Genomic DNA, 25,107 nt, shown 5'->3' with positions numbered 1-25,107 from the left:
GGACGATGATCGTCTCCACCCGGACCGGCTCGTTCTTGCCGGGCGCGATGACCCCGCGGACGCGCTGTGCCATGGTCGTGCTCCTTCTTCGTTCTGGCGTGGTGCGGTTTCGCCTCACCACCTCCGATCATGCCACTGATCACCGACGGCCGCGGAACGGCCTGGGGAAAACCGGTCAGCGCATCTCGCCCGCCCCGATGTAGGGGTTCAGGCTGGTCAGCGGCTTGCCTTCGGCGAACCGCGCCGGCCGGAAATCGGCCGCGGGGACCCGCGGGTCGAGGCTGTCGCCCTCCAGGACGAGGTCCGCGACGAGCTCGCCGACGGCCGGGGAGATCTTGAATCCGTGCCCGGAGAAGCCTGCGGCGACGATGAGCCCGTCGGGTCCGGCGGGCCCGATGACCGGGTTGAAGTCGGGGGTCACGTCGTAGCAGCCCGCGTACCCTCCGGTGAAGCCCGCGTTGATGAGGCCGGGGAAACGGTGCTCCAGCCGGGCCGCGGTCCGTTCCATGAACGCCGTCTCGGCCCGGTTCCGGTAGGAGTCGGGATCCGCCCATTCCGGCTCGGAAAGGTCGCTGTTCCCGAACAGCAGCTTTCCGCCCGTCTCCGCTCGGACGTATTGCAGCGATACGAGGTCCGACAAGACGGGAACCTCGCCTACGTACTCGCCCGGGTCGATGAGGAGGATCTGCTCGCGCATGGCCCGGATGGGCAGGTCGATCCCGAGCGGCGCGGCGAGCGCGACCGACCAGGGCCCGGCCGCCAGCACGACGGCGCCCGCGGCGACGAACTCCCCGTCGGCCAGGCGCACCCCCGTCACCCGCCCGTCTTCGGCGACGATCTCCGCGACCGCCGCGCCCTGCCGGATGACGGCCCCGTCGCGCCGGGCCGCCGCCGCGAAGGCCTGCGCGGTGGAGTAGGCGTCGCCGTGGCCTCCGTTGGGCTCGTAGCCGAAGGCGGCGAAGTCTTCGGTGTACGCGGCGGGCCACATCTCCTTGACGTCGTCGTGGCCGATCTCGCGGACGTCGATGCCGAGCCCGCGGTGCATCTCCAGGTTGGCCCGCAGCGCGTCGACGTTCCGGGCGCCCACCCCGACGATGTAGCCCGACTTCCGGAAGCCTATGTCCTCCCCGAGGATCTCCTCGGCGTTCGCGAACAGCTCGGTGCCCTTCCAGGCCATGGCGGCGAGGGAAGGCACGCCGTAGTGGCAGCGGACGATCCCGCTGGACTTCCCCGTCCCGCCGGAGCCCACGGTGGCGCGTTCCAGCACGGTGACGGAGACGCCCCGGGAGGCGAGGACACGGGCGGCGGACACCCCTTCGAGCCCGCCGCCGACGATGACGACATCCACGGCGGACGCGCTCACCCGGTCACCCCGGGGATCCACGACGTCCCGGCGAGCGGCACCCGGGCCATGGCCGCGGCCTCGACGGTGAGGGCGACGAGGTCTTCGGGCTCCAGTCGGTGCACGTCGGACTTGCCGCAGGCCCGCGCGAGCATCGTGGTCTCCATGACGAGCGAGCGCAGGTAGTTGGCGACGCGTTCCGCGCCGAGCCCGGGATCGAGCCGCGCCTCCAGCGCGGGCTCCTGGGTGGCGATCCCGACGGGGCAGGCCCCGGTGTGGCATTCGGCGCAGCCGCCGGGGAGGACCTTGAGCTTCTGGTAGTCCCCGGTGACGTCCACCCGCGCGCCTGACGCGTCGGTGTACGCCGAGTCGTTGCAGCCGAGCGCTATGAGCGACCCGACGCCGAGGGAGACTGCGTCGGCTCCCAGGGCGAGGGCCTTGGCGACGTCCGCGCCGCTGCGGACGCCGCCCGAGATGATGAGCTGCACGTCGGCCCCGACCTCGGCGATGGCGTCGGCGGCGAGCCGGACGGCGGCGAGGGTGGGGATGCCGGTGTGCTCGATGAAGGCGTCCTGGGTGGCCGCGGTGCCGCCCTGCATGCCGTCGACGACGACGACGTCGGCCCCGGCGGCGATGGCGAGCTTCACGTCGTGCTCGACGCGGGTCGCGCCGACCTTCACGTAGACGGGGATGCGCCAGTCGGTGGCCTCGCGCAGTTCGAGGATCTTGATGGTGAGGTCGTCGGGCCCGGTCCAGTCGGGGTGGCGGCTCGCCGAGCGCTGGTCGATGCCCTCGGGAAGGGTCCGCATGGAGGCGACCCGCGGCCCTACCTTCTGCCCGAGCAGCATGCCTCCGCCGCCGGGCTTGGCGCCCTGCCCGAGGACGATCTCCACGGCGTCGGCCTTGCGCAGGTCGTCGGGGTCGAAGCCGTACCGCGAAGGCAGGCACTGGTAGACGAGGGTCTTGGACGACTGCCGTTCCTCCGGCGTCATACCGCCGTCGCCGGTGGTGGTGGAGGTGCCGACCTCGGAGGCGGCCCTGCCGAGCGCGTCCTTGGCGGAGGCCGACAGGGCCCCGAAGGACATGCCCGCGATGGTGATGGGGATGTCGAGGACCACCGGCGAGGACGCGTTGCGCGCTCCGAGCACCGTCCGCGTGGCGCACTTCTCGCGGTACCCCTCCAGCGGGTAGCGCGACGCGGAGGCGGTGAGCAGAAGGAGGTCGTCGAAGGACGGGACGGAACGGCGGGCGCCGAGGCCGCGGATGGCGTACCTGCCGAGGGAGGCGCGCTGCTGGATCTCGGCGATGACCGAGGGCGGGAAGGTGTGGTTCATCGTGGGGCTCCCGGCGTCAGTACGAGGCGTGGTGCTGGGTGGAGAAGTGGTAGAGGGTCCGCGCGGAGGCGACCTTCACGACGTTCTCCGGGTCGATGTGGTCGAACCCGCAGGTCTTCGCCAGTTCGCGGACGGCCTGGACGTCGGCGTCGGTGAGTTCCTCGATCCGGGCGTCGGTGCCGAGACCGGCGATCTTCCCCGCGACGTAGATGACCGCCTCGTACAGGGAGTCGCCCAGCCCGTCCCCGGCGTCGCCGCCTATGAGCACGGTTCCGGCCTGCGCCATGAACCCGCAGTACGCGCCTGCGTCGCCGCCGATGGCGAGCGTCCCGCCCTTGAGAGAGATGGCGGCCCGCAGGGAGGCGTCCCCGTCGACCACGACGAGGCCGCCGTGCGCGCTGGCCGCCGCGGACTGGCTCGCGTCGCCCTTCACGTGGACGCGCCCGGACATCAGGTTCTCCCCGACACCCCATCCGACGGGCCCGTTGACGGTGAGGTCGGCCCGTTTGCCGAGCCCGCCCGTGTAGTACCCGGCGGGCCCGTCAAGGACGATCCTGATCTCGGCGTCGAGGCCGACGGCGAGGTTGTGCCGCCCGCCCGGGTCGGCGACGACGGCGGACGCGCCGTCGGGCAGCGCGCGCAGGGCGCGGTTGATGTCGCGGACCTCGCCGCTCAGCGCTTCCACAGGTGGACCTCCTCCGGACCTGGCTCGAACACCCGCGCCCCGTCGAATCCGGGCAGCCCGACCAGGGCCCGGTACTCGGAGACCATCGCGACCCACTGGTCGGTCTCGGCGATGATCGCGGGCTTGCAGGCGACGGCGTCGCGCACGACGGCGAACTCGTCGTCGGTGGTGACGAGCAGCGTGTAGAAACCGTCGAACACGTCGCAGACGAGCCGGAGCGCCTTCTCCAGGTCGTCGCCGAGGTCGAGGCGGCGGCCGACGAACCGGGCGGCGACCTCGGAGTCGTTGTCGGTCTCGAAGACGACGCCCTCGGCCTCCAGCGCGCGGCGGACCGTCGCGTGGTTGGCGAAGGAGCCGTTGTGGACGAGGCAGAGGCCCGGCCGGGGCGAGAACGGGTGGCTGCCTTCGACGGTGATGGCCGACTCGGTGGCCATCCGGGTGTGGCCGACGGCCCTGGTGCCGCTCATCGCGGCGAGGCCGAACTCCTCGGCGAGGGCGACGGGGTCGCCGACGCCCTTGAGGACGGTGAGCCCGTCCGGGCCGTAGACGCCGACGCCGGCGGAGTCCGGGCCGCGTTCGCGCACCTGGGCGAGCATGCCGCTGAGCAGTTCGCCCAGGCGGGGCTCCAGCCCTTCGCCTTTCAGGTGCAGGCCGACTATGCCGCACATGGGTGCCTCCTCAAGAGTGGTCGATGCGGGCGGGTCAGAAGGCGGTGAGGTAGGTGTCGGTCTCCCAGGCGCTGACCTGGCTGTGCCAGGCGAGGAACTCCTCGCGCTTGACCCGGGCGTAGTAGTCGGCGACGCCCGGGCCTGCGGCGTCGAGCGCCCCGCTGACGACGGCGTCCGCCCCGAGGGCCTCGACGGCGTGCAGGAGGGTCGGGGGGAGGTCGGCGCTGCCGGAGCCGGGCGCGCCCGGGTCGGCGGCGGCGTCGACGCCGGCCAGGCCCGCGGTGAGGAGGGCGGCCATGGCGAGGTAGGGGTTGGCGGAGCCGTCGCAGAGGCGCACTTCGACGCGGTCTCCGTCGGGCACCCGGACGAGGTGGGTGCGGTCGTTGCCTCCGTAGGTCGCCTTGCGCGGCGCCCAGGTGGCGCCGGACGCGGTCGTGGCGGCCGTCGTCCTCTTGAAGGAGTTCACGGTGGGCGTCACGACGGCCGAGAGCGCGGGCGCGTGGGTGAGGAGTCCGGACACGAAGGCGTAGGCCATCGGGGAGAGGCCGAGGCCGCGGTGGTCGTCGGAGGCGGGGAACAGAGGGGTGTCGCCGTCCCACAGGGACATGTGCATGTGCAGGCCGGACCCGGTGCGGTCGGTGAAGGGCTTCGGCATGAAGGTGGCGGTCATGCCGCGCCGTTCGGCGAGGGTCTGGACGAGGTAGCGGAAGGTGACGAGCCTGTCGGCGGTGGTCAGCGCCTCCGCGTACTCGAAGTTCTGCTCGAACTGCCCGTTGCCGTCCTCGTGGTCGTTCGCGTAGTTGGCCCAGCCGAGGCCGTTGAGGAGGGTGGAGACCTCGGTGAGGTGGTCGTACATGCGGGTGAGGTCGCGGGCGTCGTAGCAGGGCTGCGCTGAGGTGTCCTTGTCATCGGCGACGGCCAAGGCTCCGGAGGCGTCGCGCCGGACAAGGAAGTACTCGGCTTCCGCGCCGACCTTGGCGGTGATCCCCCGTTCGGCGAGCCGTGCCAGGACGGACTTGAGGATGACCCGCGGCGCGTACTTCCACGGCACGCCGTCCACGTGCGGGTCGCACTGGACCATGGCGAGGCCGGGCTTGATCTCGTGCAGCGGGGCGAAGGACGCGGCGTCCGGCAGGGTGATGAGGTCCGGGTCGGACGGCTGCTGCCCGATGGATCCTGCCGCGTACCCGGCGAAGCCGACGCCGTCGCGCTCCAGCATGCCGACCGCCGACGCCGGGACGAGTTTGGCGCAGGGCTTGCCCGCCATGTCGACGAACGTGGCGAGGACGAACCGGATGCCGTGCGCCTCGACGAGCTCCGATAGCCCGGCCGGCGTTGCGGGCGCCCCCGGTTCGGGGAGCGCCGTCTCGCGGGGGGTCGCCAGCATACCCATCGTCACCTCTCCACTTCCGCTGTTCACTGTCATGAACCTTTGTTCCCTTGTAGTAAACACAGGGGACTTTGCCCGGGAAAGGGGTGCGGCGTAACGGCAGCGTTAAACACGAAGGGCCCTGGACGCGCCGAACCCCCTCCGGGGCGTCCCGGGAGGGGGTTCGTGGTCTTGCGGGGATGAGGGGAGAGCGGAGGCCTAGGCTTCGACCTTCTCCTTGTCGGCGCCTTCGACGACAGGCTCCTCGACCGTCAGGATCACCGGGTGGTCCAGGTGGTCGTAGGCCAGTTCCTTGTGGATGGCGAAGTCGATGCCGGACGCCTCCACGTCGCCCTCGACGCGCAGCCCCATCGTCTTCTTGAGGACGAAGGCGATGATCAGCGTGACGACGAACGAGTAGGCGAGGACCGCGACCGCGGCGACCGCCTGCTTGCCCAGCAGCCCGAAGCCGCCGCCGTAGAACAGGCCGTCCTGGGCGTTGGGGGCGTCCGCGCTGGCGAGGAGGCCGATGAGCAGGGTGCCGACGATGCCGCCGACCATGTGCACGCCGACCACGTCGAGGGCGTCGTCGTAGCCGAGCTTGTACTTGAGGCTGACGGCCAGCGGGCAGATGAGGCCGGCGACGGCGCCGAGGATGAGCGCGCCGACCGGGGTCACCGCGCCGCAGGACGGGGTGATGGCGACGAGGCCGGTGATCGCGCCGGAGGCCGCGCCGAGCGTGGTGGCGTGGCCGTCGCGGACCTTCTCCACGAGCAGCCAGGCGAGCATCGCCGCGCAGGTCGCGTTGAAGGTGTTGAGCAGCACGACGCTCGCGGAGTTGCCCGCGGCCAGGGCAGAGCCGCCGTTGAAGCCGAACCAGCCGAACCACAGGACGCCCGCGCCGAGCATGACCAGCGGCAGGTTGCCGGGCTTGGGCACGGCGGGGAAGTTCGTGCGCTTGCCGAGCACGAGCACGACGGCCAGGGCCGCGACGCCCGCGTTGATGTGCACCGCGGTGCCGCCCGCGAAGTCGATCGCGGCGAGCTTGTTGGCGATCCAGCCGCCGGTGGCGGTGTCGGAGTCGAACGCGAAGACCCAGTGCGCGACGGGGAAGTAGACGAGCAGGGCCCACACGGCGGCGAAGACCATCCAGGCGCCGAACTTGATCCGGTCGGCGAGGGCGCCGGAGATCAGGGCGACGGTGATGCAGGCGAAGAGCGCCTGGAAGATGGCGAAGAGCGCCGGGGGGATCGTCGCGTCGGGATCCTCGGCGATGAGGTCGCCGAGCCCGATGTGCTCGGTGACGTTCCCGAGGAGGCCCAGGCCGCCGTAAGAGTCGCCGAAGGCCATGGAGTAGCCCACGACCGTCCACAGGACGCCGACGATCGCCACCGCGCCGAACGTCATCATGATCATGTTGAGGATGCTGCGCGCGCCCGTCATGCCGCCGTAGAAGAGCGCGAGTCCGGGCACCATGATGAGCACGGCCGCCGTGCTCGTGAGAATCCACGCTGTACTGCCAGTGTCCACGCCGTCTCCTGTAAGTGCGCTGAGTTGCACGGCAGTAAACGGTCGGCGTGTTGCACTGCGCCTCGCAGAGGGTGAACTCTGTGTTTCCCTGGTGGTGCGTGTGCGCACTGCTGTGGCGGGTGCGTTTCCGGAACCCATCAAACGTCCGATAAGTCTGTTTCGCTGGGTGGTAGGGCCCGCGCGGAGCCGGGCCTTGCCCGTCTCAGCGCTGGGCGGCGCGGGCCGCGAGCACGGCCTGGGCCGCGGGCCGGGTGCCCGAGGACGCCTGCGCCCACGCCTCGAAGCCGACGGTCGCGGCGAGGCCGTCGTCGGTGAGGCCGACGGCGGTCTTGATGTCGCGGGCGAGCTCCGGGGGGAGCGCGGCGACGCGGGCGGCCATGGCGAGCGCCTCTTCGAGCGGGTCGTCGTGCAGGGAGAGCGCGAGCCCGTGGCGCACGGCGTCCTCGCCCGCGTAGGTGCCGCCTTCCAGCAGCATCGCCAGCGCGCGCTGCTTGCCGAGCGCCTGGACGAGGAAGTACGTCGCGCCGCCTCCGGGGTGCAGTCCTATCTTGGCGAAGGTGGCGCTGAACTTCGCGGTGGGGGAGGCGAGCCGGATGTCGCAGCACATCGCGAGGTTCAGTCCCGCGCCGATCGCGTGCCCGCGCACCGCCGCGATCGTCGGGATCTCCAGGTCGCGCAGCGCGAGGAAGCCCGCGTAGACGCCTTTGAGTCTTCCGCGCAGGTCGCCGACGGGCAGGTCCCCGCCGAACAGCTCGTTCAGGTCCGCGCCCGAGCAGAACGACCTGCCCGCGCCGGTGACGACGAGGACCCGCGCCTCCCGGTCCGCCTTGAGCTCCGCGGCGGCCTCCAGCAGCTCGTCGCGCATGGCGAAGCTGAGCGCGTTGTGCCGGGCCGGGTCGTCCAGGGTGAGGACCCGGACGCCGTCTTCGCGGCGCTCCAGCCGCAGGGTCTTGCCTTCCACGATCTCCTCCAAGGGTCAGTCGCCGGTCAGGTCCCACAGCGCGCGGGGGTCGCCCGCGACCGCCTCGCCGAGCAGGTCGGCCCAGTGGTGCGCCGGCGCGCCGTCGTCGCGGGCGGCCCACAGCAGCCGCGTGAAGTGGTGCAGGGAGTGCTCGCGGGTGACGCCGATCGCGCCGTGCACCTGGTGGCAGGCGGCGGCGACGTCTTCGGCGGCCGTCGCCAGCACCACGCGCAGCGCGGCGACACCGTAGCCGTCGGTGGCGCGGGCCAGGGCGCTCTCGGCGAGCGCGAGCCGGGACGCGGCGCGCGCCAGGTTCTGCGAGACGGCCTGGAAGTCGCGCAGCGGACGGCCGAACTGGGTCCGGTCGCCGGTGTGCCGCACGGCCAGGCGCAGCGCCGCCCGCATGGCTCCGATGACCCGGGCCGAGCGCAGCAGCGCGGCGCGTTCGTGGATCGCGCCGTCGGGCCACGGGTTCGGGACGCGTTCGTGCGGCTCGATCAGGCTCTCGGTGAAGCGGATGGTGTCGCAGGGCTCCCCGGCGAGGTCCCAGCCCTGCTCGACGCTCCAGCCCATGACGGCGCCGTCGAGCAGGATGAGCTCGTTCTCGAACGGGATCACGACCAGCGGCGAGAAGGCCGCCCAGGGCACGTCCCTGATGCTGCCGTACAGGACCAGGCAGTCGTCTTCGCGCTCCACCCGCAGGTCGTCGCCCGGGTCGAGCACGATCGTGGCCATGTCCGAGCGCCGGCGCGGCGGCAGCAGCGCGTTGACGAGCGCGGTCTCGGCGAGCGGGACGCAGATCCCGTGCTCGCCGAGGGCCTCCAGCAGCGCCAGGAGGTCGGCTTCCTCGGCGCGGTGCCAGTCGAGGTCCGACAGCCGCCGCCACAGCTCGGGGTCGGCGCCGGGTGCGGCGTCGCGCAGCACGTCGTCGGCGATGCCGCGGACGAAGGACCGGGGCCGGCCGGTGTCCAGGCCGCGCGCGATGATGGTGCCGAGGACCTCGGTGGTGCCGCCGCGCAGGGTGAAGCCGGGGGCGGCGAGGATGCTCTCGGCCAGGAGCCGGGGCAGCGTGGCGCCGCCCGGGTCGGGCCGGGCGCCGGTGGCGTCGCGGACGACGGCCGTCACGTCCTTCTCGTAGGCGGTGCCGAGGAGTTTGAGCACGGCGGCCTCGCGGATCGGCGCGCGCCCGGCGTCCATCTCGCCGGCGACGTCGCGGGCCAGGCCGCGCAGCGCCTTGAGGCGTCCGGTCAGCTCGCCCAGCGCGCGGCGGGAGGCGGCGTCGTGCGGTCCCGCGGCGAAGGCAGCGAGGAGCGGGTGGGTGCTGAGGACGCGCTCGACGCCGCCGCGCTCGAAGGAGAGCTGCTCGGTGACCTGGGTCCAGCCTTCGCCGACGGTGCCGAGGACCTGGTCTTCGGGGATGAACACGTCGTCGAAGACGACCTCGTTGAAGTGGTGCTCTCCGGCGAGGTCGAGGATCGGCCGGACGGAGAGGCCCGGAGAGGCGAGGTCGAGGACGAACTCCGTCAGGCCCTCGTGCTTCTTGCCCGAGGCGTCGGTGCGGGCGAGCAGGTAGGCGTGGCTGGAGCGGTGCGCGTTGCTCGTCCAGATCTTCGTGCCGTTGACGCGCCAGCCGCCCTCGACGCGCTCGGCGCGGGTGCGGACCGCGGCGAGGTCGCTTCCGGCCTCGGTCTCGCTCATCGCGACGCAGAAGGTGATCTCACCGGAGATGATCCCGGGCAGGAAGCGCTTCTTCAGCTCCGGCGTGCCGTAGCGCACGATGGCCGGGCCGATCTGCCGGTCGGCCATCCAGTGCGCGGCGACGGGGGCGCCGTGGCGCAGCAACTCCTCGGTGACGGCCAGGCGGGCGAGGTTCGAGCGCCCCGCGCCGCCGACCTCGGCGGGCCAGGTGAGCCCGAGCCAGCCCCGCGAGGCGAGTTCCCGGCTGAAGGCCGGGTCGTGGCCGCGCATCCAGGAGTCGCAGTGCTGCTCGAAGGCCCCGGATTCCAGGGCCGCCTCGACGAAGGCGCGCACGGCGGAACGCAGCTCCCAGAGAGCCGAATCCGATTCTAGAGTCATGCGCCTGAGTCTGGCTTATCCGGGACGAAGTGGTCCAGAAGGGATGGGTCGGCGAGGGAGTCGCGGTTCGCCGCCGCCGCCGGATCGGCCCCCTGCAGGATCTTCCGGACGGGCACTTCGAGCTTCTTGCCGGACAGGGTCCGAGGGATCCCGGGGACCTCGATGACGGCGTCGGGCACATGACGCGGCGAGAGGTCCGCGCGCAAGGCGGCCTTCAGCCTTCCGAGGAGGTCCTCGTCCAGCGACGCGCCCTCGGCCATCTGCACGTAGAGCAGCAGCCTGCCTTCCGCGCCCAGCCTTCCGGTGTCCACGACGAGGCTGTCGGCGATCTCGCCGAACGCCTCGACGACCCGGTAGAAGTCGGACGTCCCCATCCGGACGCCTCCCCGGTTCAGCGTCGAGTCCGACCGGCCGTAGATGACGCACCCGCCGTCGGGCAGGACCTTCAGCCAGTCGCCGTGCCGCCAGACGCCGGGGTAGTCGGCGAAGTACGCCTCCCGGTAGCGCCTCTTCTCAGGGTCGTTCCAGAAGCCGACCGGCATGCACGGCATCGGCTCGGTGAGCACGAGTTCGCCCACCTCGTCCAGAAGGGGGCGGCCCTCCTCGTCGAAGGCCTCGACGGCCGCGCCGAGGGAGCGGCACTGGATCACCCCGGCCCGCACCGGCAGCAGAGGCACGGGCCCCACGAAGCCCGTGCAGACGTCGGTGCCGCCCGACAGGGAGCCGAGCAGCACATCGGCCTTGACGTGCTCGTAGACCCACGAGAAGCCCTCGGGGGGCAGCGGGGAGCCCGTGGAGCCGATCAGCCGCAGGGAGCGCAGATCGTGGTCCGCGCCGGGGGTGAGCCCCGCCTTCTGCGACGCGGTGATGTACGGCGCGCCGAGCCCCAGATGGGTCGTGCCGGTCTCGGCGGCGATCCGCCACAGCACGTCGCCGGCCGGGGCGCCGTCGAACAGCACGATCGTCGCGCCGACCATGAGCCCGCTGACCAGGTAGTTCCACATCATCCACCCGGTGGTGGTGAACCAGAAGAACACCTCTCCGGCGTCGATGTCCTGGTGCAGCGCCAGGGACTTGGTGTGCTCCAGCACCATGCCGCCGTGCCCGTGCACGATCGGCTTCGGCAGGCCCGTCGTGCCGGAGGAGTACAGGATCCACAGCGGCTGGTCGAACGGCACCCGGTCGAACGCCAAGGCTCCGGGCCGGGCGAGGTCGGCGTACGCGATGGCGCCTTCCGGCGCCTCGCCGTGCAGCACCGGGATGACGACGGTCGCCGCGAGCGTGGGCAGTTCCGCCCGGATCCGGGCGACGACGTCGGTCCTGTCGAACTCCTTGGCCCCGTAGCGGTAGCCGTCGACGGCGAGCAGCACCTTCGGCTCGATCTGCCGGAACCTGTCGACGACGCTCGCCGCCCCGAAGTCCGGCGAGCACGACGACCACGCCGCGCCCAGCGACGCCGCCGCCAGCATGACGACGAGGGCCTCGGGCCGGTTCGGCAGGTAGCCCACGACCCGGTCGCCGCTTCCGACGCCGAGCGCGGCAAGGCCCGCCCGCGCCCCCGCGACGGCCTCGGCCAGCTCCGCCCAGGTCAGCACCGAGCCGGGCGCGCCGTCCGTCCGGTAGACGACGGCGGGCGCGTCCGGCCGCTCGGCCGCGTGCCGCAGCATGTTCTCGGCGTAGTTCAACCGCGCCGAGGGGAACCAGCGCAGCCCGTCGACGGGCATCGGCCCGCCCTCGCGCACGGGCCCGTCGCCCCGGTCGCCGACCACGCCGAACCAGTGCCACACCCGGTCCCAGAACCTGTCGACGTCGGCGACCGACCACTCCCACAGCGCGGCGTAGTCCGCCGGCACGGGGTCCAGCGCCCGCTGGAACGCGGTGATCCGCGCCCGCTCGACGGTCTGCTTCGACGGCTCCCAGAGGGGCGCGCCCTCGTGCTGCACGGCGGTACTCCTCTTGCTCGGTGCTCAGGCGCCCGGCCAGTCCGGGGCGCGCTTGTCGTTGAAGGCGGCGATGCCCTCCTTGCGGTCGGCCGACATCGCCGTCGTCCGCCACGCGTTGTCCTCGACGTCCATCGCCGCGGCGAGGTCGAGCGGCGCGCCGACGCGCAGCGCGCGCTTGGCGGCGCGGGTGGCCACGGGGGAGTTCGCGGCGATCGCCCTGGCCGTCTCCAGCGCGGTCTCGCGCACGCCGCCCTCGGGCGCGGGCCGGTCGACGATGCCGAGCGCGACCGCCTCGTCGAAGCCGACCTTCCGGCCGGTCAGGACGAGGTCGGCGGCCTTGGCGGGGCCGACCCGGCGGGCCATGAGCTGGGTGCCGCCGCCGCCGGGGACGAGGCCGATCGACACCTCCGGCAGCCCGAACACCGCGCCGGGCTGGGCCGCGATGAGGTCGCAGGACAACGCGAGCTCCGTGCCGCCGCCGAGCGCGAAGCCGTGCACGGCCGCCACGACGGGCTGCGGCAGGCCGAGCACCGCGCCGAACGCGGCCCGGAACACCGGCCGCTGGCGCAGCAGGTCGGCGTCGCTCATCCCGTTCCGTTCCTTCAGGTCGGCGCCCACGCAGAACGCCTTCTCGCCGCTCGCCGACAGCACCACCGCGTGCGCGCGGGAGGCCGCGACCTCGGCGCACACCCGGGCCAGCTCCTCGGCCATCGCGGTCGACAGGGCGTTGAGCGCCTGCGGCCGGTCGAGTGTGATCTCCGCGACGGTACCACCGTGCCACGTGAGCCCGATCACGCGCCCACCCCCAGCTCACGGGCGATGATCATGCGCTGGACCTCGGAGGTGCCCTCGCCGATCTCCAGGATCTTGGCGTCCCGGTAGAAGCGGCCGACGGGGAACTCGTTCATGAACCCGTAGCCGCCGAAGATCTGGGTGGCGTCGCGGGAGTTGTCCATGGCGGCGTCGGAGGCGGTCAGCTTGGCGATGGCGGCCTCCTTCTTGAACGGCTGCCCGGCCAGCAGCTTGGCGGCGGCGGCGTAGTAGGCGACGCGGGCGGTCCAGGCGCGCCGCTCCATGTCGGCGATCTTGAACTGGATGGCCTGGTACTCGCCGATCGGACGGCCGAACGCGGCGCGCTCCTTCACGTACTTCAGGCACTCGTCGACGCAGCCCTGGGCGAGGCCCACGGACAGGGCCGCGATCGCGATGCGGCCCTCGTCGAGGATGCGCAGGAACTGGGCGTAGCCCCGGCCGCGCTCGCCCAGCAGGTTGGCGGCGGGCACGCGCACGTCGTCGAACCACAGCTCGCGGGTGTCGGAGGCGCGCCAGCCGACCTTGGAGTACTCCGGGCCGACCTTGAAGCCGGGCGTCCCGTTCGGGACGATGATCGTGGAGATCTCCCGCTCGCCGGTGAGCGCGGTGACCGTCACGAACTCGGTGATGTCGGTGCCGGAGTTGGTGATGAAGCACTTCGAGCCGTTGATCACCCACGTGTCGCCGTCGAGGACGGCCGTCGTGCGCATGCCGCCGGGGACGTCGGAGCCGCCGCCCGGCTCGGTCAGGCCGAAGCCCGCCAGGCGCGCGCCCGCCAGCAGCGACGGGAGGTACCGGCGCTTCTGCTCCTCGGTGCCGAACCGGTGGACGGGCATCGCGCCCAGCCCGACCCCGGCCTCCAGCGTGATCGCGACGGACGAGTCGACCCGGGCCAGCTCCTCCAGGGCGAGGCAGAAGGTGAAGTAGTCGCCTCCCATGCCGCCGTACTCCTCGGGGAACGGCAGCCCGAACAGGCCCATCTTCCCCATCCCGGCGACGAGCTCGTACGGGAACTCGCCTTTCTCGTAGTGGTCGCCGATGACGGGCGCGACCGCCTCTCGCGCGAACGCGGTGACGGTGTCGCGCAGCGCCGCCTGCTCCTCGGTGAGACTGAAGTCGATCATGAGCTGCTCCTTGCGGTGACGACGCGGGAGGGGGAAGGGCGGCCGAGCCGCTCGGCCATCCAGACGCTGGTCTCGACGAGCGCGTCGAGACTGACGCCGTGCTCGACGCCGAGGCCGTCGAGCATCCAGACCAGGTCCTCGGTGGCGAGGTTGCCGGTGGCGGACTCGGCGTAAGGGCAGCCGCCGAGGCCGCCCGCCGAGGAGTCCACGGTGGTGACGCCCGCCTGCAACGCGGCGAGGGTGTTGGCCAGGGCCTGGCCGTAGGTGTCGTGGAAGTGCACGGCCAAGGGCTCGGGGGAGTCGAACGCCGCTATCAGCTCCTGCACCCTTCCCGCCGTGCCCACGCCGATGGTGTCGCCGAGGCTGAGTTCGTGGATGCCCATGTCGAGGAGCCTGCGTCCGGCGTCCGCGACCTGCTTCACGGGCACGTCGCCCTCCCACGGGTCGCCGAACGCCATCGACAGGTAGGCCCGCACCCACAGGCCCGCCTCCCGCGCGCGCGAGACGACGGGCTCGAACATCGCGTACTGCTCCTCCATCGACCGGTTCAGGTTCCGGCGGGCGAAGGACTCCGTCGCGCTGGCGAAGACCGCGACGTCGCCCACCCCGGACTCAAGCGCGCGGTCCAGCCCGCGCTCGTTCGGCACCAGGACGGGATAGCGCACGCCCGGCGCGCGGTCGAAGGCCGCCAAGAGGTCGGCCGCGTCGGCTAGCTGCGGCACCCACTGGGGATGCACGAAGCTCGTCGCCTCGATCACCTTCAGGCCGGTGCCCGCGAGCCGTCGCAGGAACTCGGCCTTGACCTCGACCGGGACGACCGACTTCTCGTTCTGGAGGCCGTCGCGCGGACCGACCTCGTACAGGGTGACGCGTTCCGGCAGCCTCATCCCGCTGCCTCCTCAGGGGTGATCTCGGCGAGGACCTCGTCGAGCGCCACCTGGACGCCCGCCCGCACCGGCACCGCCGCGACGGTCCCGGCGACGGCCGCCGTCACGGTGTGCTCCATCTTCATCGCCTCCACGACGACGACCGGCTGGCCCACGACCACGGCGTCGCCCTCGGCGACCTTCACGGCCAGGACCGTCCCGGGCATCGGGCTGCGCAGGACCCCGCCCGCGGCCGCCGCCGCGCCGCCGCGCAGGCTGCGCTCCCGCTCCCGCACGGCCCACGTGCGGCCCTCCGCGCCGATCCACACGGTCCCGTCGGGCCCGGTGGCGCGCCGGTGAGGGATCCGCCGCCCGGCGAGGACCAAGGCACCGTCCTCAAGGACGGCCTGGACGGGTGCGCCGTCTCCGATCGCGACCTCGCCCGCCCGGGTGCGCACCTCGACGTGCTCGGACCCGTCGACGACCAGGGCGTGCGGGCTCCAGGCGGGCTCGCCGAGCCGCCAGCCGTCCATCGCGTCCCACGGCCCGTCCCCGGCGGGCGCGACGGCCCTCATCCGGGCGAGCGCGGCGGCGCCCGGCACCCACGCCGGGACGTCGCCGCCGGTCAGCTCCGGCAGGACCCGTTCCACGAGTCCGGTGTCCAGCTCGCCCGCGCGTACCTCGGGCCTGGCCAGCAGATCCCGCAGGAAACCGGTGTTGGTCGGCACGCCGAGCAGGATGTAGGAGGCCAGCGCCGAGTCCAGCGCGCGCAGGGCCGAAGCCCTGTCCTCGCCGTGCACGATCACCTTCGCGAGCATCGGGTCGTATCTGCTGCCGACCCGGCCGCCCCGCACGATGCCGGAGTCCACCCGCGCGCCTTCGGGCTCCGCCAGGTCGAGGATCTCCCCGCCCGCCGGAAGGAACCCGCGCGAGGGGTCCTCGGCGTAGATGCGCGCCTCCACCGCGTGGCCGCTGAGCACGACGTCGTTCTGCCCGAACGGCAACGGCTCCCCGCACGCCACCCGGAGCTGCAGTTCGACGAGGTCGAGCCCCGTCACCAGCTCGGTGACGGGGTGCTCCACCTGAAGACGTGTGTTCATCTCCATGAATTGACGTGCTCCCCCGGCTGAAGCCTGAGGATTCGGGCCTGCACCGCTGTACACGGAACTTCCCTGGCTTCCTGCTTCACCGACCTGTGCCGACGCTGCCGCCGGTCTTACCGGGTCTCCACAGGCTTTCGGGCCCCATGACCCCGTTCCCGCCCGTCCGGCGGTACCTGACGGAACGACGCTATCGGACGCCGGCCCGACGTGGCGGCGGATCGGCGATTCCCGCCCCGACACGAGGTCCTGATCATCTGCAGCGGCCGTCTCACCCGTTCTGCCCTCCACGATGAACTCGACGGTTCCGGCGCCGACATAACCGATGGCGCGAGCCGCGTTCACCGCGAAGGCGCCGAGTGAGGCGCGCGCAGCCTCATCCAGGAACGGGGAGGGGGCCTCCTCGATGATCTTCTGGTGGCGGCGCTGGAGGCTGCACTCGCGCTCGCCCAGGTGGACGATGTTGCCGTATGCGTCCGCGAAGATCTGGACCTCGATGTGCCTCGGCGCGGTGATGAACCGCTCGATGAGCAGGGTGTCGTCGCCGAACGCGCCGCGGGCCTCGCGCCGGGCGGAGGCGATGGCGTCGGGAAGGCCGGCCGCCTCGGTGACCAGGCGCATGCCCTTGCCGCCGCCGCCCGCCGAAGGTTTCAGCAGCACCGGAAGGCCCACCTCCAGGGCCGCGGCCGCCAGTTCCTCCTCGTCAAGGCCGCGGCCGCTGCGGCCCGGCACGACGGGCACCCCGGCCGCCGCGACGGTCTCCTTGGCGGCGATCTTGTCGCCCATCGCGTCGATCGCGGACGGCGGCGGGCCGACGAAGACCAGGCCGGCTTCCGCGCACGCGCGCGCGAACTCCGCGTTCTCCGACAGGAACCCGTATCCCGGGTGGATCGCCTCCGCGCCCGTGGCGAGGGCGGCGGCGACGACGGCCGCGCCGTCGAGGTAGGAGGGGATCTCCACGGCAGCGTCGGCGAGCGCGACGTGCGGGGCGGCGGCGTCGTCGGGCGCGTGCACGGCGATCCCGCGCACGCCCAGCCGACGCAGGGTCCGCAGGATCCGGACGGCGATCTCGCCGCGGTTGGCGATGAGGACTGCGCTGAACATGGGCCTCACATCCGGAAGACGCCGTAGCCGACGTCGTCGAGGGGGGCGTTCGCGGCGGCCGACAGGGCCAGGCCGAGGACGCGGCGGGTGTCCGCGGGGTCGATGACGCCGTCGTCCCACAGGCGGGCGGTCGAGTAGTAGGGGCTGCCCTGCGTCTCGTACTGCGCGCGCACGGCGTCGGCGGCGGTGTCCCCCGCGCCCTTCTGGGAGACGGAGGTGAGGACGGACGCGGCCTGCTCGCCGCCCATGACGGAGATCCGCGCGTTCGGCCACATCCACAGGAAGCGGGGCGAGTAGGCCCGTCCGCACATCGCGTAGTTCCCGGCCCCGTACGAGCCGCCGATGATCACGGTGAACTTCGGTACTCGCGCGCACGAGACGGCGGTGACCATCTTCGCGCCGTGCTTGGCGATGCCGCCCGCCTCGTAGTCGCGGCCGACCATGAAACCTGAGATGTTCTGCAGGAACACCAGCGGGATCGACCGGCGGTCGCACAGCTCGATGAAGTGCGCGCCCTTCATCGCCGACTCGGCGAACAGGATCCCGTTGTTGGCGATGATCCCGACCGGGTGCCCGTGCAGATGGGCGAACCCGGTGACGAGGGTCGTGCCGTACTCCTTCTTGAACTCGGTGAACTCGCTCCCGTCGACGATCCGGGCGATCACCGAGCGCACGTCGTAGGGGGTGCGCGGGTCGGGCGGGACGATCCCGTACAGCTCGGCCGGGTCGTACAGCGGCTCGGCGGCCTTGGCGGTCTCCCACGGGACGGCCCCGCGCGGCCCGAGCGTCGCGATGATCTCCCGGACGATGCGGAGCGCGTCCTCGTCGTCGTCGGCGAGGTGGTCGGTGACGCCGGAGACGCGCGAGTGCAGGTCGCCGCCGCCGAGCTCCTCGGCCGTGACGACCTCGCCCGTGGCCGCCTTCACCAGGGGCGGCCCGCCGAGGAAGATCGTGCCCTGCTCGCGGACGATGACGGTCTCGTCGCTCATCGCCGGGACGTAGGCGCCGCCGGCCGTGCAGGAGCCCATGACGGCCGAGATCTGCGCCACCCCCAGTTTCGAGAGGTTCGCCTGGTTGTAGAAGATCCGCCCGAAGTGCTCCCGGTCGGGGAAGACCTCGTCCTGCATCGGCAGGAAGGCCCCGCCGGAGTCGACGAGCGCGATCGAAGGCAGCCGGTTGTGCAGGGCGACCTCCTGCGCGCGCAGATGCTTCTTGACCGTCATCGGGAAGTAGGTGCCGCCCTTGACCGTGGCGTCGTTGGCGATGACGACGCACTCGCGGCCCGAGACCCGGCCGATGCCCGCGATCATGCCCGCGCCCGGCGCGTCGCCGCCGTAGAGGCCGTGCGCGGCGAGCGGGGCGAGCTCAAGGAAGGGCGAGCCGGGGTCGAGCAGGCGGTCGACCCGGTCGCGCGGCAGGAGCTTGCCGCGCGCCACGTGCCGGTCGCGCGAGCGCTCCGGCCCGCCGAGGGCGGCCTTGGCGAGGTGCGCGCGCAGCTCTGCGGCCAGCGCGCGGTTGGCCGCCGCGTTGTGCTCGCGCTGGTCGTCGGTGAGGTCGACGCGGCCCGGCAGCACGCCCAATGCCTGCTCCAGTTCCCCCGGTACGGGTTCGAGAAAGTGCGGTTGAGAATGCGAGACGTCTGTTAATGAGCGCTAACAAGCGCGATGTTAGCGAGCCCTAACAGTCTCGTCTAGACTTCCCCCATGGAGATCGGTACCCGCGAACGACGCGCCCAGATCTTGGCCGCGGCGACGGATCTGTTCGCGCGGCGCGGCTACCACGGAGTGTCGATCTCAGAGCTCGGCGCGGCCGTGGGCCTCACCGGACCCGCGCTTTACCGGCACTTCAAGGGCAAGGAGGCGCTGCTCGCCGAGATCCTCCTCGACATCAGCACCCGGCTGCACCGCGGCGGCGTGGCGCGCGCCAGGGCCTCGGCCGATCCACTGGACGCCCTGCTGGAATGGCAGATCTCCTTCGCGCTCGACCATCCCGCGCTCATCACCGTGCACGAGCGCGAACTCCCGCACGTGCCCGAGGCCCCGCGCCGGGAGATCCGCCGCATCCAGCGCGCTTATGTGGAGGAATGGGTCGCCGTCGTGGCCGCCCGCGCGCCCCGCCCCGAGGCCGGGACCCGCGCCGCCGTCCACGCCGCGATCGGCCTGATCAACTCCACCCCGCACAGCGCCGGCGGCCTCGCCCGCCCCGAGATGGCCGCGCTCCTCCATGGCATGGCCAAGGCGGCCCTCCTCGCGGTGCCCGCCCCCGCCGGGGTCCGGGAAGCGCACCCCGGCGGGGCGGATGCGGCGATCTGACCGCCTGATCCACACGACTACGCTTGCGGTTGTGAACGCACCTTTCGTCAGCCCGATCAAGGAGCTGCTGGACGACCTGCACGCGCGCCTCACCGACCGGCGCGACGGCGAAGTGGCCACCTACATCCCCGAACTGGGCAAGGCCGACGCCGAGTGCTTCGGCCTGGCCGTCGCGACCCTGGACGGCACCCTGTACGAGGCGGGCGACACCGACGTCCCGTTCACGATCCAGTCGGTCTCCAAGCCGTTCGTCTACGCCCTCGCCCTCCAGGACCGCGGGCTGGAGGACGTCCTGAAGGTCGTCGGGGTCGAGCCCACCGGCGACGCGTTCAACGCGGTCCGCCTGGAGCCGGTGTCCGGCCGCCCCTACAACCCGATGGTCAACTCCGGGGCGATCGTCACCAGCACCCTCGTCGGGGGAACGAACCAGGAGGAGCGCCGCACCCGCATCCTCTCCGGCCTGTCGGCGTTCGCCGGGCGCGACCTGGACGTCGACCGCAAGGCGATGGCGTCCGAGGCGGCCACAGGCGACCGCAACCGGGCCCTGGCCTACCTCATGCACGGCGCGGGCGTCCTGGCCTGCCCCGTCGAGGAGGCCCTCGCCCTGTACTTCGAGCAGTGCGCCGCCCTCGTCACCACCCGCGACCTCGCGGTGATGACCGCGACCCTCGCGGGCGGCGGCGTCAACCCGCTCACCGGCGAGACCGTCGTGTCGGTCGAGGCCGCGGCCAACGCGCTCACCGTCATGGCGACCTGCGGCACCTACGACTACGCGGGCGAATGGCTGGTGCGGGCGGGGCTGCCCGCCAAGAGCGGCGTGTCCGGCGGGCTCATCGCCGCGCTGCCGTCCCAGCTGGGCCTCGGCGCGTTCAGCCCCCGCCTGGACGCCCGCGGCAACAGCGTCCGGGCCGTCGCGGCCTGCGAGGAGCTGTCGACCCGCTTCGGCCTGCACCTCATGCGGCCGTCCGAGCGCTCCGGCCCGGTCTTCCACCGGACCCTGCGCGGCGACACCGCGCACTCCTCCCGGGTGCGCGCCCACGACGAGCGCAACGCCCTCGCCCGCCTCGGCGGCGCCATCCGCGTCTACGTGCTGCGCGGCGACCTCGCCTTCGGGACGGCCGAGGCGGTCGTGCGGACGATCAGCGAGGACACCGACTCCGTCCGCTGGGTGGTGCTCGACCTCAAGCGCGCGGGCCGGGTCGCGCCTGTGGCGGCCACCCTTCTGGAGGGCCTCGCCGCCAAGCTCAAGGAACGCGGCATCACCACGGTCATCGTCGACACCGAGAAGCGGATCAGGGTCCGCTCGGCGATCATCGCCGAGACCCGCGACGAGGCGATGGAGCTCTGCGAGGACGCGCTCCTCACCGGGGCGGGCGCGGCCCGGCCCGAGGTGCCCATCGCCGAGCAGGACCTGCTGCGCGGCCTCGACCCGTTCATGGTGACGGCCCTGGACGCCTACCTGGAGACCCGCGAGTACGAGGAGGGCGAGCGCCTCGTCCAGGACGTCGCGGCCCTCTGCTTCATCCTGTCCGGCGGGCTCGCCCGTCAGGTGATCATCGGGGACAGGGCGGTCCGCGAGACCTCGATGGGGCCGGGCACCGCGGTCGGCCGCCTCGCCCTCATCGACGACGCCGGCCACTCGCACCGGATCGTCGCCGAAGGCCCGACCTCGTGCAAGGTCCTCACCACCCAGGCGCTCGCCCGGCTGGAGCGCGACTCGCCGCGCCTGGCCGACGCGCTGCGCTGGTCCATCGCCAACGCCATCGCCGAGCGCCTGCGCCGCACCGACGCCGAGAACCACGCACTCATCCACTAGGAACCGGGGGAACACGAGCACATGGCCGACGAGATCTGCACGGGGGACGGGACCGAGGTCGCGGACGGCGTCTACGTGGGCAACGCGGGCGTCGACGCGCCCGCCGAGCGGGGGTGGCTGATGGGCCATTTCATGCCCGAAGGCGATGCCCGGCACAGCACCGACGTGGAGATCAAGTGGGGCGTCCACGAGCCCGGCGACGAGCGCGCCGAGTGGGTGCGCGGCGAGTCCCGGACGGCCCTGCTCGTGCTCATCTCCGGACGGTTCCGGGTCGAGGTGCCGGGCCGGAGCGTCCTGCTGGAGAAGCAGGGCGACTACATCGTGTGGGGCAAGGGCGTCGACCACTCCTGGGTGGCCGAGGAGGCGTCGGTCGTGCTGACCGTGCGCTGGCCGTCGGTGCCCGGCTACAAGGTCGAGGAGCCCGCGTGAAGTGCCCCTGCGGCCTCGCCGCCGACTACGACGCCTGCTGCGGCCGCTACCACCGCGGCGACGCCGTCGCCCCGACGGCCGAGCGCCTGATGCGCTCGCGCTACAGCGCCTTCGCCGTCGGCGACGCCGCCTACCTGGCCCGCACCTGGCACCCCTCGACCCGCCCGCCCGACGTCGGCGTGGACTCCGCCACCCGCTGGACGCGCCTGGAGATCCTCGGCGGGACGGCGGGCTCCGCCCTCGACGCCGAAGGCACCGTCCACTTCCGCGCGCACTACATCGAACACGGCAAAGCGCGCCACATGGAGGAGAACAGCCGCTTCGTCGTCGTCGGCAACGCCTGGTTCTACCTCTCGGCGCTCTGAACCGCCTTCCCGTCCGCCCCGGCTACTTCTCGTGCGAGGTCCCGGCCGGGGCCCGGCCGACGCGCCTGCGCCGGGCGACGAGCCAGCAGACGCAGGCGCAGTATCCGGCGAAGAAGGCGTGCGCCGGGCCGAGCGGTTCGCCCAGGTGCGTGTTGATGAGCGTCTGGCTCAGCGCGAGGGCGAGCATCATCGCGGCGGCCGTGACGTGCAGGGTGGACCGGCCGTCGTCGAGGCGGGCGAGGAGGAAGAACAGCATCGCGGTGAAGGCCGCGCACGCGAGGGCCAGGACGATGGCGGGGTTGATCACGGTGACCAGCCACGCGCAGCCGTAGGCCGTCGCGGCGCCCAGCCCGATCGCGGTCACGAGGTCCGCCGCGAGGCGCCGTCCGCTGACCCGTGCGGCGACCTTCACCATGTCGTCTGCCTCATGGCCGCGAGGTTAGGCGGCCGGACCGGCCGGTCTCCAGGGGCCGGTGTCCCGTGGATGTCCCGTGAGGCGCCCCGGAGGGGGTTCGGCGGGTCAGCGCGGGAGGGTGTCGATGGCGTTGATGAAGAGGTCGAGGCCGAACTCGAAGTCGCTCTCCGGGTCGTGCTCGGTGAGCTCCTTGGCCAGGGAGGTGACGCGCGGGAAGCGGTCGGGGTCCAGGTCGGCGAAGGCTCCGGCGGCGTCGGCGGGCAGGTGGTAGAGCATCCTGAGCTGCTCGGTCTCGCGCAGCAGGGAGCCCTGCGCGTAGGAGATGATGGCGCGCATCAGGCGGACCGAGGTGGGGCCGTCGAAGCCGGCGTCGTGCGCGATGGCCAGGCCCCGCTCGACGGGCTGGAGGCCGAACGGGACCTCGACGCTGTGCGTCACGACGAGGTCGGTGCACCGGGGGTTCTCGCGGGCGACCCTGCGGAAGGCGCGGATCAGCTCGCGCGCCCGGATCCGCCAGTCGAGGTGGTCGTCGTCGGGCAGGTCGAGGTCGGCGAGCACGCGTTCGGCGATGCCCCGGAGCAGGGCGGCCTTGTTCGGCACGTGGTTGTAGAGGGACATCACCGCCACGCCGAGCTCGTTCGCGACCGCCCGCATGGACAGCGCCTCGGCGCCCTCGCGCTCCACCAGCGCGACCGCCGCCTCCACGATCCGCTCCCGCGTCAGCACCGTTGACACCCTTCCGTACGCATGACATTTTACGTACATCGTACGTTGATCGTACGGTGTACGTCTGCGTGAGGGAGCGCCGCGTGTCGACCCATGAGCTCTACACCAACCCCGTCCAGGACGAGACCTGGACCGTCCCCCTGTCCGGAGACTCCCGGTTCACCTGGGAGTACGACGACGGCCGCGACAAGCTGCTGAGCCTCTACCAGAAGGGCAAGGACAAGCAGTGGGACGCGGTCAAGCGCATCGACTGGAGCCTTGAGGTCGACCAGGCCGACCCGCTCGGCCTCCCCGACGCCGCCAACATGCTCTACGGCACCTCCTACTGGGAGAAGATGAGCGTCAAGGAGCGCGGCAGGCTCAAGCTGCACTCGGCGTCCTGGCAGTTCTCCCAGTTCATGCACGGCGAGCAGGGCGCGATGATCACCGGCGCGCGCATCGTCGAGACGGTCCCCGACCTCGACGCCAAGTTCTACTCGGCCACCCAGACCATGGACGAGGCCCGCCACGTCGAGCTCTTCACCAAGTTCCTCCAGGACAAGCTCGAACTCGTCTACCCCATCAACGACAACCTGCAGAGCCTGCTCAACGACACCCTGCGCGACAGCCGCTGGGACATGCCCTACCTCGGCATGCAGGTGCTCATCGAGGGGCTCGCCCTCGCCGCGTTCGGGCTGGTCCGCGACATGACGACGGTCGAGCTGCCCAGGCAGATGCTCACCTATGTCATGCAGGACGAGGCCCGGCACGTCGCCTTCGGACGGCTCGCCCTCCGCGACTTCTACCGCGACATCACCGAGGCCGAGCGCCGCGAGCGCGAGGAGTTCGTCATCGAGGGCTGCTACCGGATGCGCGACCGTTTCCAGGCGCTGGAGGTGTGGGAGAACTTCGGCATCCCCAAGGCCGACGCGATCGAACTGGTGAAGAACTCCGAGTACATGCGGATGTTCCAGAGCCTGCTGTTCAGCCGGATCGTGCCGTGCGTCAAGGACATCGGCCTGTGGAGCGAGCGCATCCAGGCCGCCTACGACGACATGGGCGTCCTGGAGTTCTCCAAGCACGACCTGGAGGTCCTCATGGCCCAGGACGAGGAGCACGCCGACGCCATGGACGCCCGCCGCTTCGCCGCCGAGGAGGCCGAGCGCCGCGCCGAGGTCGACGAGGTCATCGCGGGGGCGGCCGACTGAGATCCGCCCGTTTCAGGGTGTTCCTACCCTGTTCGGCTTACCTGTCCCCAGGGTAGGGGGACGGGTGGGGAACGGGGGACGGATGAGCGAGATCCTGGTGGGCGTCGACGGGTCGGCGCCCGGCGACGCCGCGGTGGCGTGGGCCGCCCATGAGGCCCGCAGGCGGGCCGTGCTGCTGCGCCTGGTGCACGCCGGCGGGCCGCTCGGCGACGACCGGACCGTCGAGAACGCGGCGGAGGTGGCCCGGGCCGTCGGCGCGTTCGACATCGAGACCGAGTTCGTCACCGGCAGGCCCCAGGAGAAGCTGCTGGAACGGGCCGCGCACGCCGAACTCGTCGTCCTCGGCACCCATGGGCACGGGCCCGTCGCCAGCCTCGTCGTGGGGTCGGTGGCGCTGGCCCTGGCCGGATCCTCGCCCGTTCCGGTGGTGCTGGTGAAGGACCACCGGCCGGAGCGGATCGGCGGGCCCGTCGTCGTGGGGGTGGCCGAGGCGCCTTCCGCGGTGGTGCTCGACGCCGCGGACCGGGAGGCGGCGCTGCGCAGCGGGGGCCTCTTCCTGGTGCACGCCTGGTTCGAGCCGCCGGTGGAGAGCTTCGGCGCGCCCGCGCCGCTCCCCCCGATCGACCCGGCACCGGTGGTGGAGGCCCTGCACGAGCGGCTGACGGCGGAGCTGTCGCCGTGGCTGGGGCGCCCCGACTCAAGCCTCAAGGTCGTGCCGGGGCACCCCAGGGACGTGCTGCTGGCCGCGTCCGAGAACGCGGCCCTGGTGGTCGTGGGCCGGCATGAGAAGCCGGGCCGCCGCATCCGCGCTCTCGGGGCCACCACGCACGGCCTCATCAGGAAGGCCGCCTGCCCGGTGATGGTCGTCGGGGACGAGGAGACGGGTGAAGGCCGGACGGCCGATCAGGCCGCTCGGTGACGTCGGTCGGCCGAACCGATCGG

The 25,107-nt window shown here is 72.3% G+C and carries 22 protein-coding genes; 6 read left to right on the top strand and 16 right to left on the bottom strand.

The genetic code is table 11. The features are described from left to right. Positions 1-175: 175 nt before the first annotated feature. From ACYVOM_RS37570 to ACYVOM_RS37505, 14 genes are all read right to left on the bottom strand, one after another. Complete coding sequence (locus ACYVOM_RS37570) at positions 176-1,363, bottom strand: NAD(P)/FAD-dependent oxidoreductase (RefSeq protein ID WP_460308379.1); 1,188 nt, start codon at positions 1,361-1,363, stop codon at positions 176-178. After that, positions 1,360-2,676, bottom strand: a complete 1,317-nt coding sequence (locus ACYVOM_RS37565) for an FMN-binding glutamate synthase family protein (protein ID WP_460308378.1) — start codon at positions 2,674-2,676, stop codon at positions 1,360-1,362. Before ACYVOM_RS37565 ends, ACYVOM_RS37570 begins: the two co-directional genes overlap by 4 nt. 16 nt (positions 2,677-2,692) lie before the next feature. Then, positions 2,693-3,361 (bottom strand): GltB/FmdC/FwdC-like GXGXG domain-containing protein, encoded by a 669-nt coding sequence (locus ACYVOM_RS37560; RefSeq protein ID WP_460308377.1) that lies wholly within the window; start codon positions 3,359-3,361, stop codon positions 2,693-2,695. Next, positions 3,349-4,029: a class II glutamine amidotransferase domain-containing protein gene (locus ACYVOM_RS37555; RefSeq protein ID WP_460308376.1), complete on the bottom strand. Its 681-nt coding sequence runs from the start codon at positions 4,027-4,029 to the stop codon at positions 3,349-3,351. The genes ACYVOM_RS37560 and ACYVOM_RS37555 overlap by 13 nt, the downstream gene beginning before the upstream one ends. Positions 4,030-4,063: 34 nt before the next feature. After that, entirely contained in the window at positions 4,064-5,416 is a 1,353-nt protein-coding gene (gene glnT, locus ACYVOM_RS37550; RefSeq protein WP_460308375.1) for a type III glutamate--ammonia ligase, read from the bottom strand. A gap of 201 nt (positions 5,417-5,617) precedes the next feature. After that, complete coding sequence (locus tag ACYVOM_RS37545) at positions 5,618-6,928, bottom strand: ammonium transporter (RefSeq protein WP_460308374.1); 1,311 nt, start codon at positions 6,926-6,928, stop codon at positions 5,618-5,620. Between the two features lie 202 nt (positions 6,929-7,130). Next, on the bottom strand, positions 7,131-7,889 hold the full coding sequence (locus ACYVOM_RS37540; protein ID WP_460308373.1) for an enoyl-CoA hydratase: 759 nt from the start codon (positions 7,887-7,889) through the stop codon (positions 7,131-7,133). Positions 7,890-7,904: 15 nt separating this feature from the next. Continuing rightward, a complete protein-coding gene (locus ACYVOM_RS37535; RefSeq protein WP_460308372.1) occupies positions 7,905-9,965 on the bottom strand; it encodes an acyl-CoA dehydrogenase family protein in 2,061 nt (686 codons plus the stop codon). Further along, positions 9,962-11,908, bottom strand: coding sequence for an acetoacetate--CoA ligase (locus ACYVOM_RS37530; protein WP_460308371.1), 1,947 nt, complete (start codon positions 11,906-11,908; stop codon positions 9,962-9,964). Before ACYVOM_RS37530 ends, ACYVOM_RS37535 begins: the two co-directional genes overlap by 4 nt. A gap of 24 nt (positions 11,909-11,932) precedes the next feature. Then, the gene (locus ACYVOM_RS37525; RefSeq protein WP_460308370.1) at positions 11,933-12,703 is read right to left on the bottom strand and encodes an enoyl-CoA hydratase/isomerase family protein; all 771 of its coding nucleotides are present in this window, start codon (positions 12,701-12,703) and stop codon (positions 11,933-11,935) included. Beyond that, the gene (locus tag ACYVOM_RS37520; RefSeq protein WP_460308369.1) at positions 12,700-13,845 is read right to left on the bottom strand and encodes an acyl-CoA dehydrogenase family protein; all 1,146 of its coding nucleotides are present in this window, start codon (positions 13,843-13,845) and stop codon (positions 12,700-12,702) included. The genes ACYVOM_RS37525 and ACYVOM_RS37520 overlap by 4 nt, the downstream gene beginning before the upstream one ends. Continuing rightward, on the bottom strand, positions 13,842-14,732 hold the full coding sequence (locus ACYVOM_RS37515; protein WP_460308368.1) for a hydroxymethylglutaryl-CoA lyase: 891 nt from the start codon (positions 14,730-14,732) through the stop codon (positions 13,842-13,844). Before ACYVOM_RS37515 ends, ACYVOM_RS37520 begins: the two co-directional genes overlap by 4 nt. Then, the gene (locus tag ACYVOM_RS37510) at positions 14,729-16,915 is read right to left on the bottom strand and encodes an ATP-binding protein (protein WP_460308367.1); all 2,187 of its coding nucleotides are present in this window, start codon (positions 16,913-16,915) and stop codon (positions 14,729-14,731) included. Before ACYVOM_RS37510 ends, ACYVOM_RS37515 begins: the two co-directional genes overlap by 4 nt. Positions 16,916-16,920: 5 nt before the next feature. Beyond that, a complete protein-coding gene (locus ACYVOM_RS37505) occupies positions 16,921-18,489 on the bottom strand; it encodes a carboxyl transferase domain-containing protein (protein WP_460308382.1) in 1,569 nt (522 codons plus the stop codon). Between the two features lie 129 nt (positions 18,490-18,618). Here ACYVOM_RS37505 and ACYVOM_RS37500 point away from each other — a divergent pair, with 129 nt between their 5' ends. From ACYVOM_RS37500 to ACYVOM_RS37485, 4 genes are read left to right on the top strand one after another with little or no spacing between them, the layout of a single operon-like run. Further along, positions 18,619-19,227: a TetR/AcrR family transcriptional regulator gene (locus ACYVOM_RS37500; protein WP_460308366.1), complete on the top strand. Its 609-nt coding sequence runs from the start codon at positions 18,619-18,621 to the stop codon at positions 19,225-19,227. A 31-nt stretch (positions 19,228-19,258) separates the two neighbouring features. Continuing rightward, complete coding sequence (gene glsA / locus ACYVOM_RS37495; protein ID WP_460308365.1) at positions 19,259-21,043, top strand: glutaminase A; 1,785 nt, start codon at positions 19,259-19,261, stop codon at positions 21,041-21,043. Positions 21,044-21,064: 21 nt separating this feature from the next. Next, positions 21,065-21,472 carry a cupin domain-containing protein gene (locus ACYVOM_RS37490; RefSeq protein WP_460308364.1) on the top strand — a complete coding sequence of 136 codons (408 nt, stop codon included), beginning with the start codon at positions 21,065-21,067 and terminating at the stop codon, positions 21,470-21,472. Next, positions 21,469-21,837 carry a YchJ family protein gene (locus ACYVOM_RS37485; RefSeq protein ID WP_460308363.1) on the top strand — a complete coding sequence of 123 codons (369 nt, stop codon included), beginning with the start codon at positions 21,469-21,471 and terminating at the stop codon, positions 21,835-21,837. Before ACYVOM_RS37490 ends, ACYVOM_RS37485 begins: the two co-directional genes overlap by 4 nt. A gap of 22 nt (positions 21,838-21,859) precedes the next feature. On the opposite strand, the gene ACYVOM_RS37480 is transcribed toward ACYVOM_RS37485, so the two are convergent. Further along, positions 21,860-22,252: a hypothetical protein gene (locus tag ACYVOM_RS37480; RefSeq protein WP_460308362.1), complete on the bottom strand. Its 393-nt coding sequence runs from the start codon at positions 22,250-22,252 to the stop codon at positions 21,860-21,862. A 105-nt stretch (positions 22,253-22,357) separates the two neighbouring features. Beyond that, positions 22,358-22,978 carry a TetR/AcrR family transcriptional regulator gene (locus ACYVOM_RS37475; RefSeq protein ID WP_460308361.1) on the bottom strand — a complete coding sequence of 207 codons (621 nt, stop codon included), beginning with the start codon at positions 22,976-22,978 and terminating at the stop codon, positions 22,358-22,360. Positions 22,979-23,061: 83 nt separating this feature from the next. Between ACYVOM_RS37475 and ACYVOM_RS37470 the strand changes: the two genes are divergently transcribed. Both ACYVOM_RS37470 and ACYVOM_RS37465 read left to right on the top strand, forming a co-directional pair. Further along, the gene (locus tag ACYVOM_RS37470) at positions 23,062-24,165 is read left to right on the top strand and encodes a ferritin-like domain-containing protein (protein ID WP_460308360.1); all 1,104 of its coding nucleotides are present in this window, start codon (positions 23,062-23,064) and stop codon (positions 24,163-24,165) included. A gap of 82 nt (positions 24,166-24,247) precedes the next feature. Further along, positions 24,248-25,084: a universal stress protein gene (locus ACYVOM_RS37465; RefSeq protein WP_460308359.1), complete on the top strand. Its 837-nt coding sequence runs from the start codon at positions 24,248-24,250 to the stop codon at positions 25,082-25,084. Positions 25,085-25,107: the final 23 nt, after the last annotated feature.

This window comes from Actinocorallia aurea (genome assembly GCF_054783995.1).
This window is presented reverse-complemented; position numbering and strand designations above follow the sequence as displayed.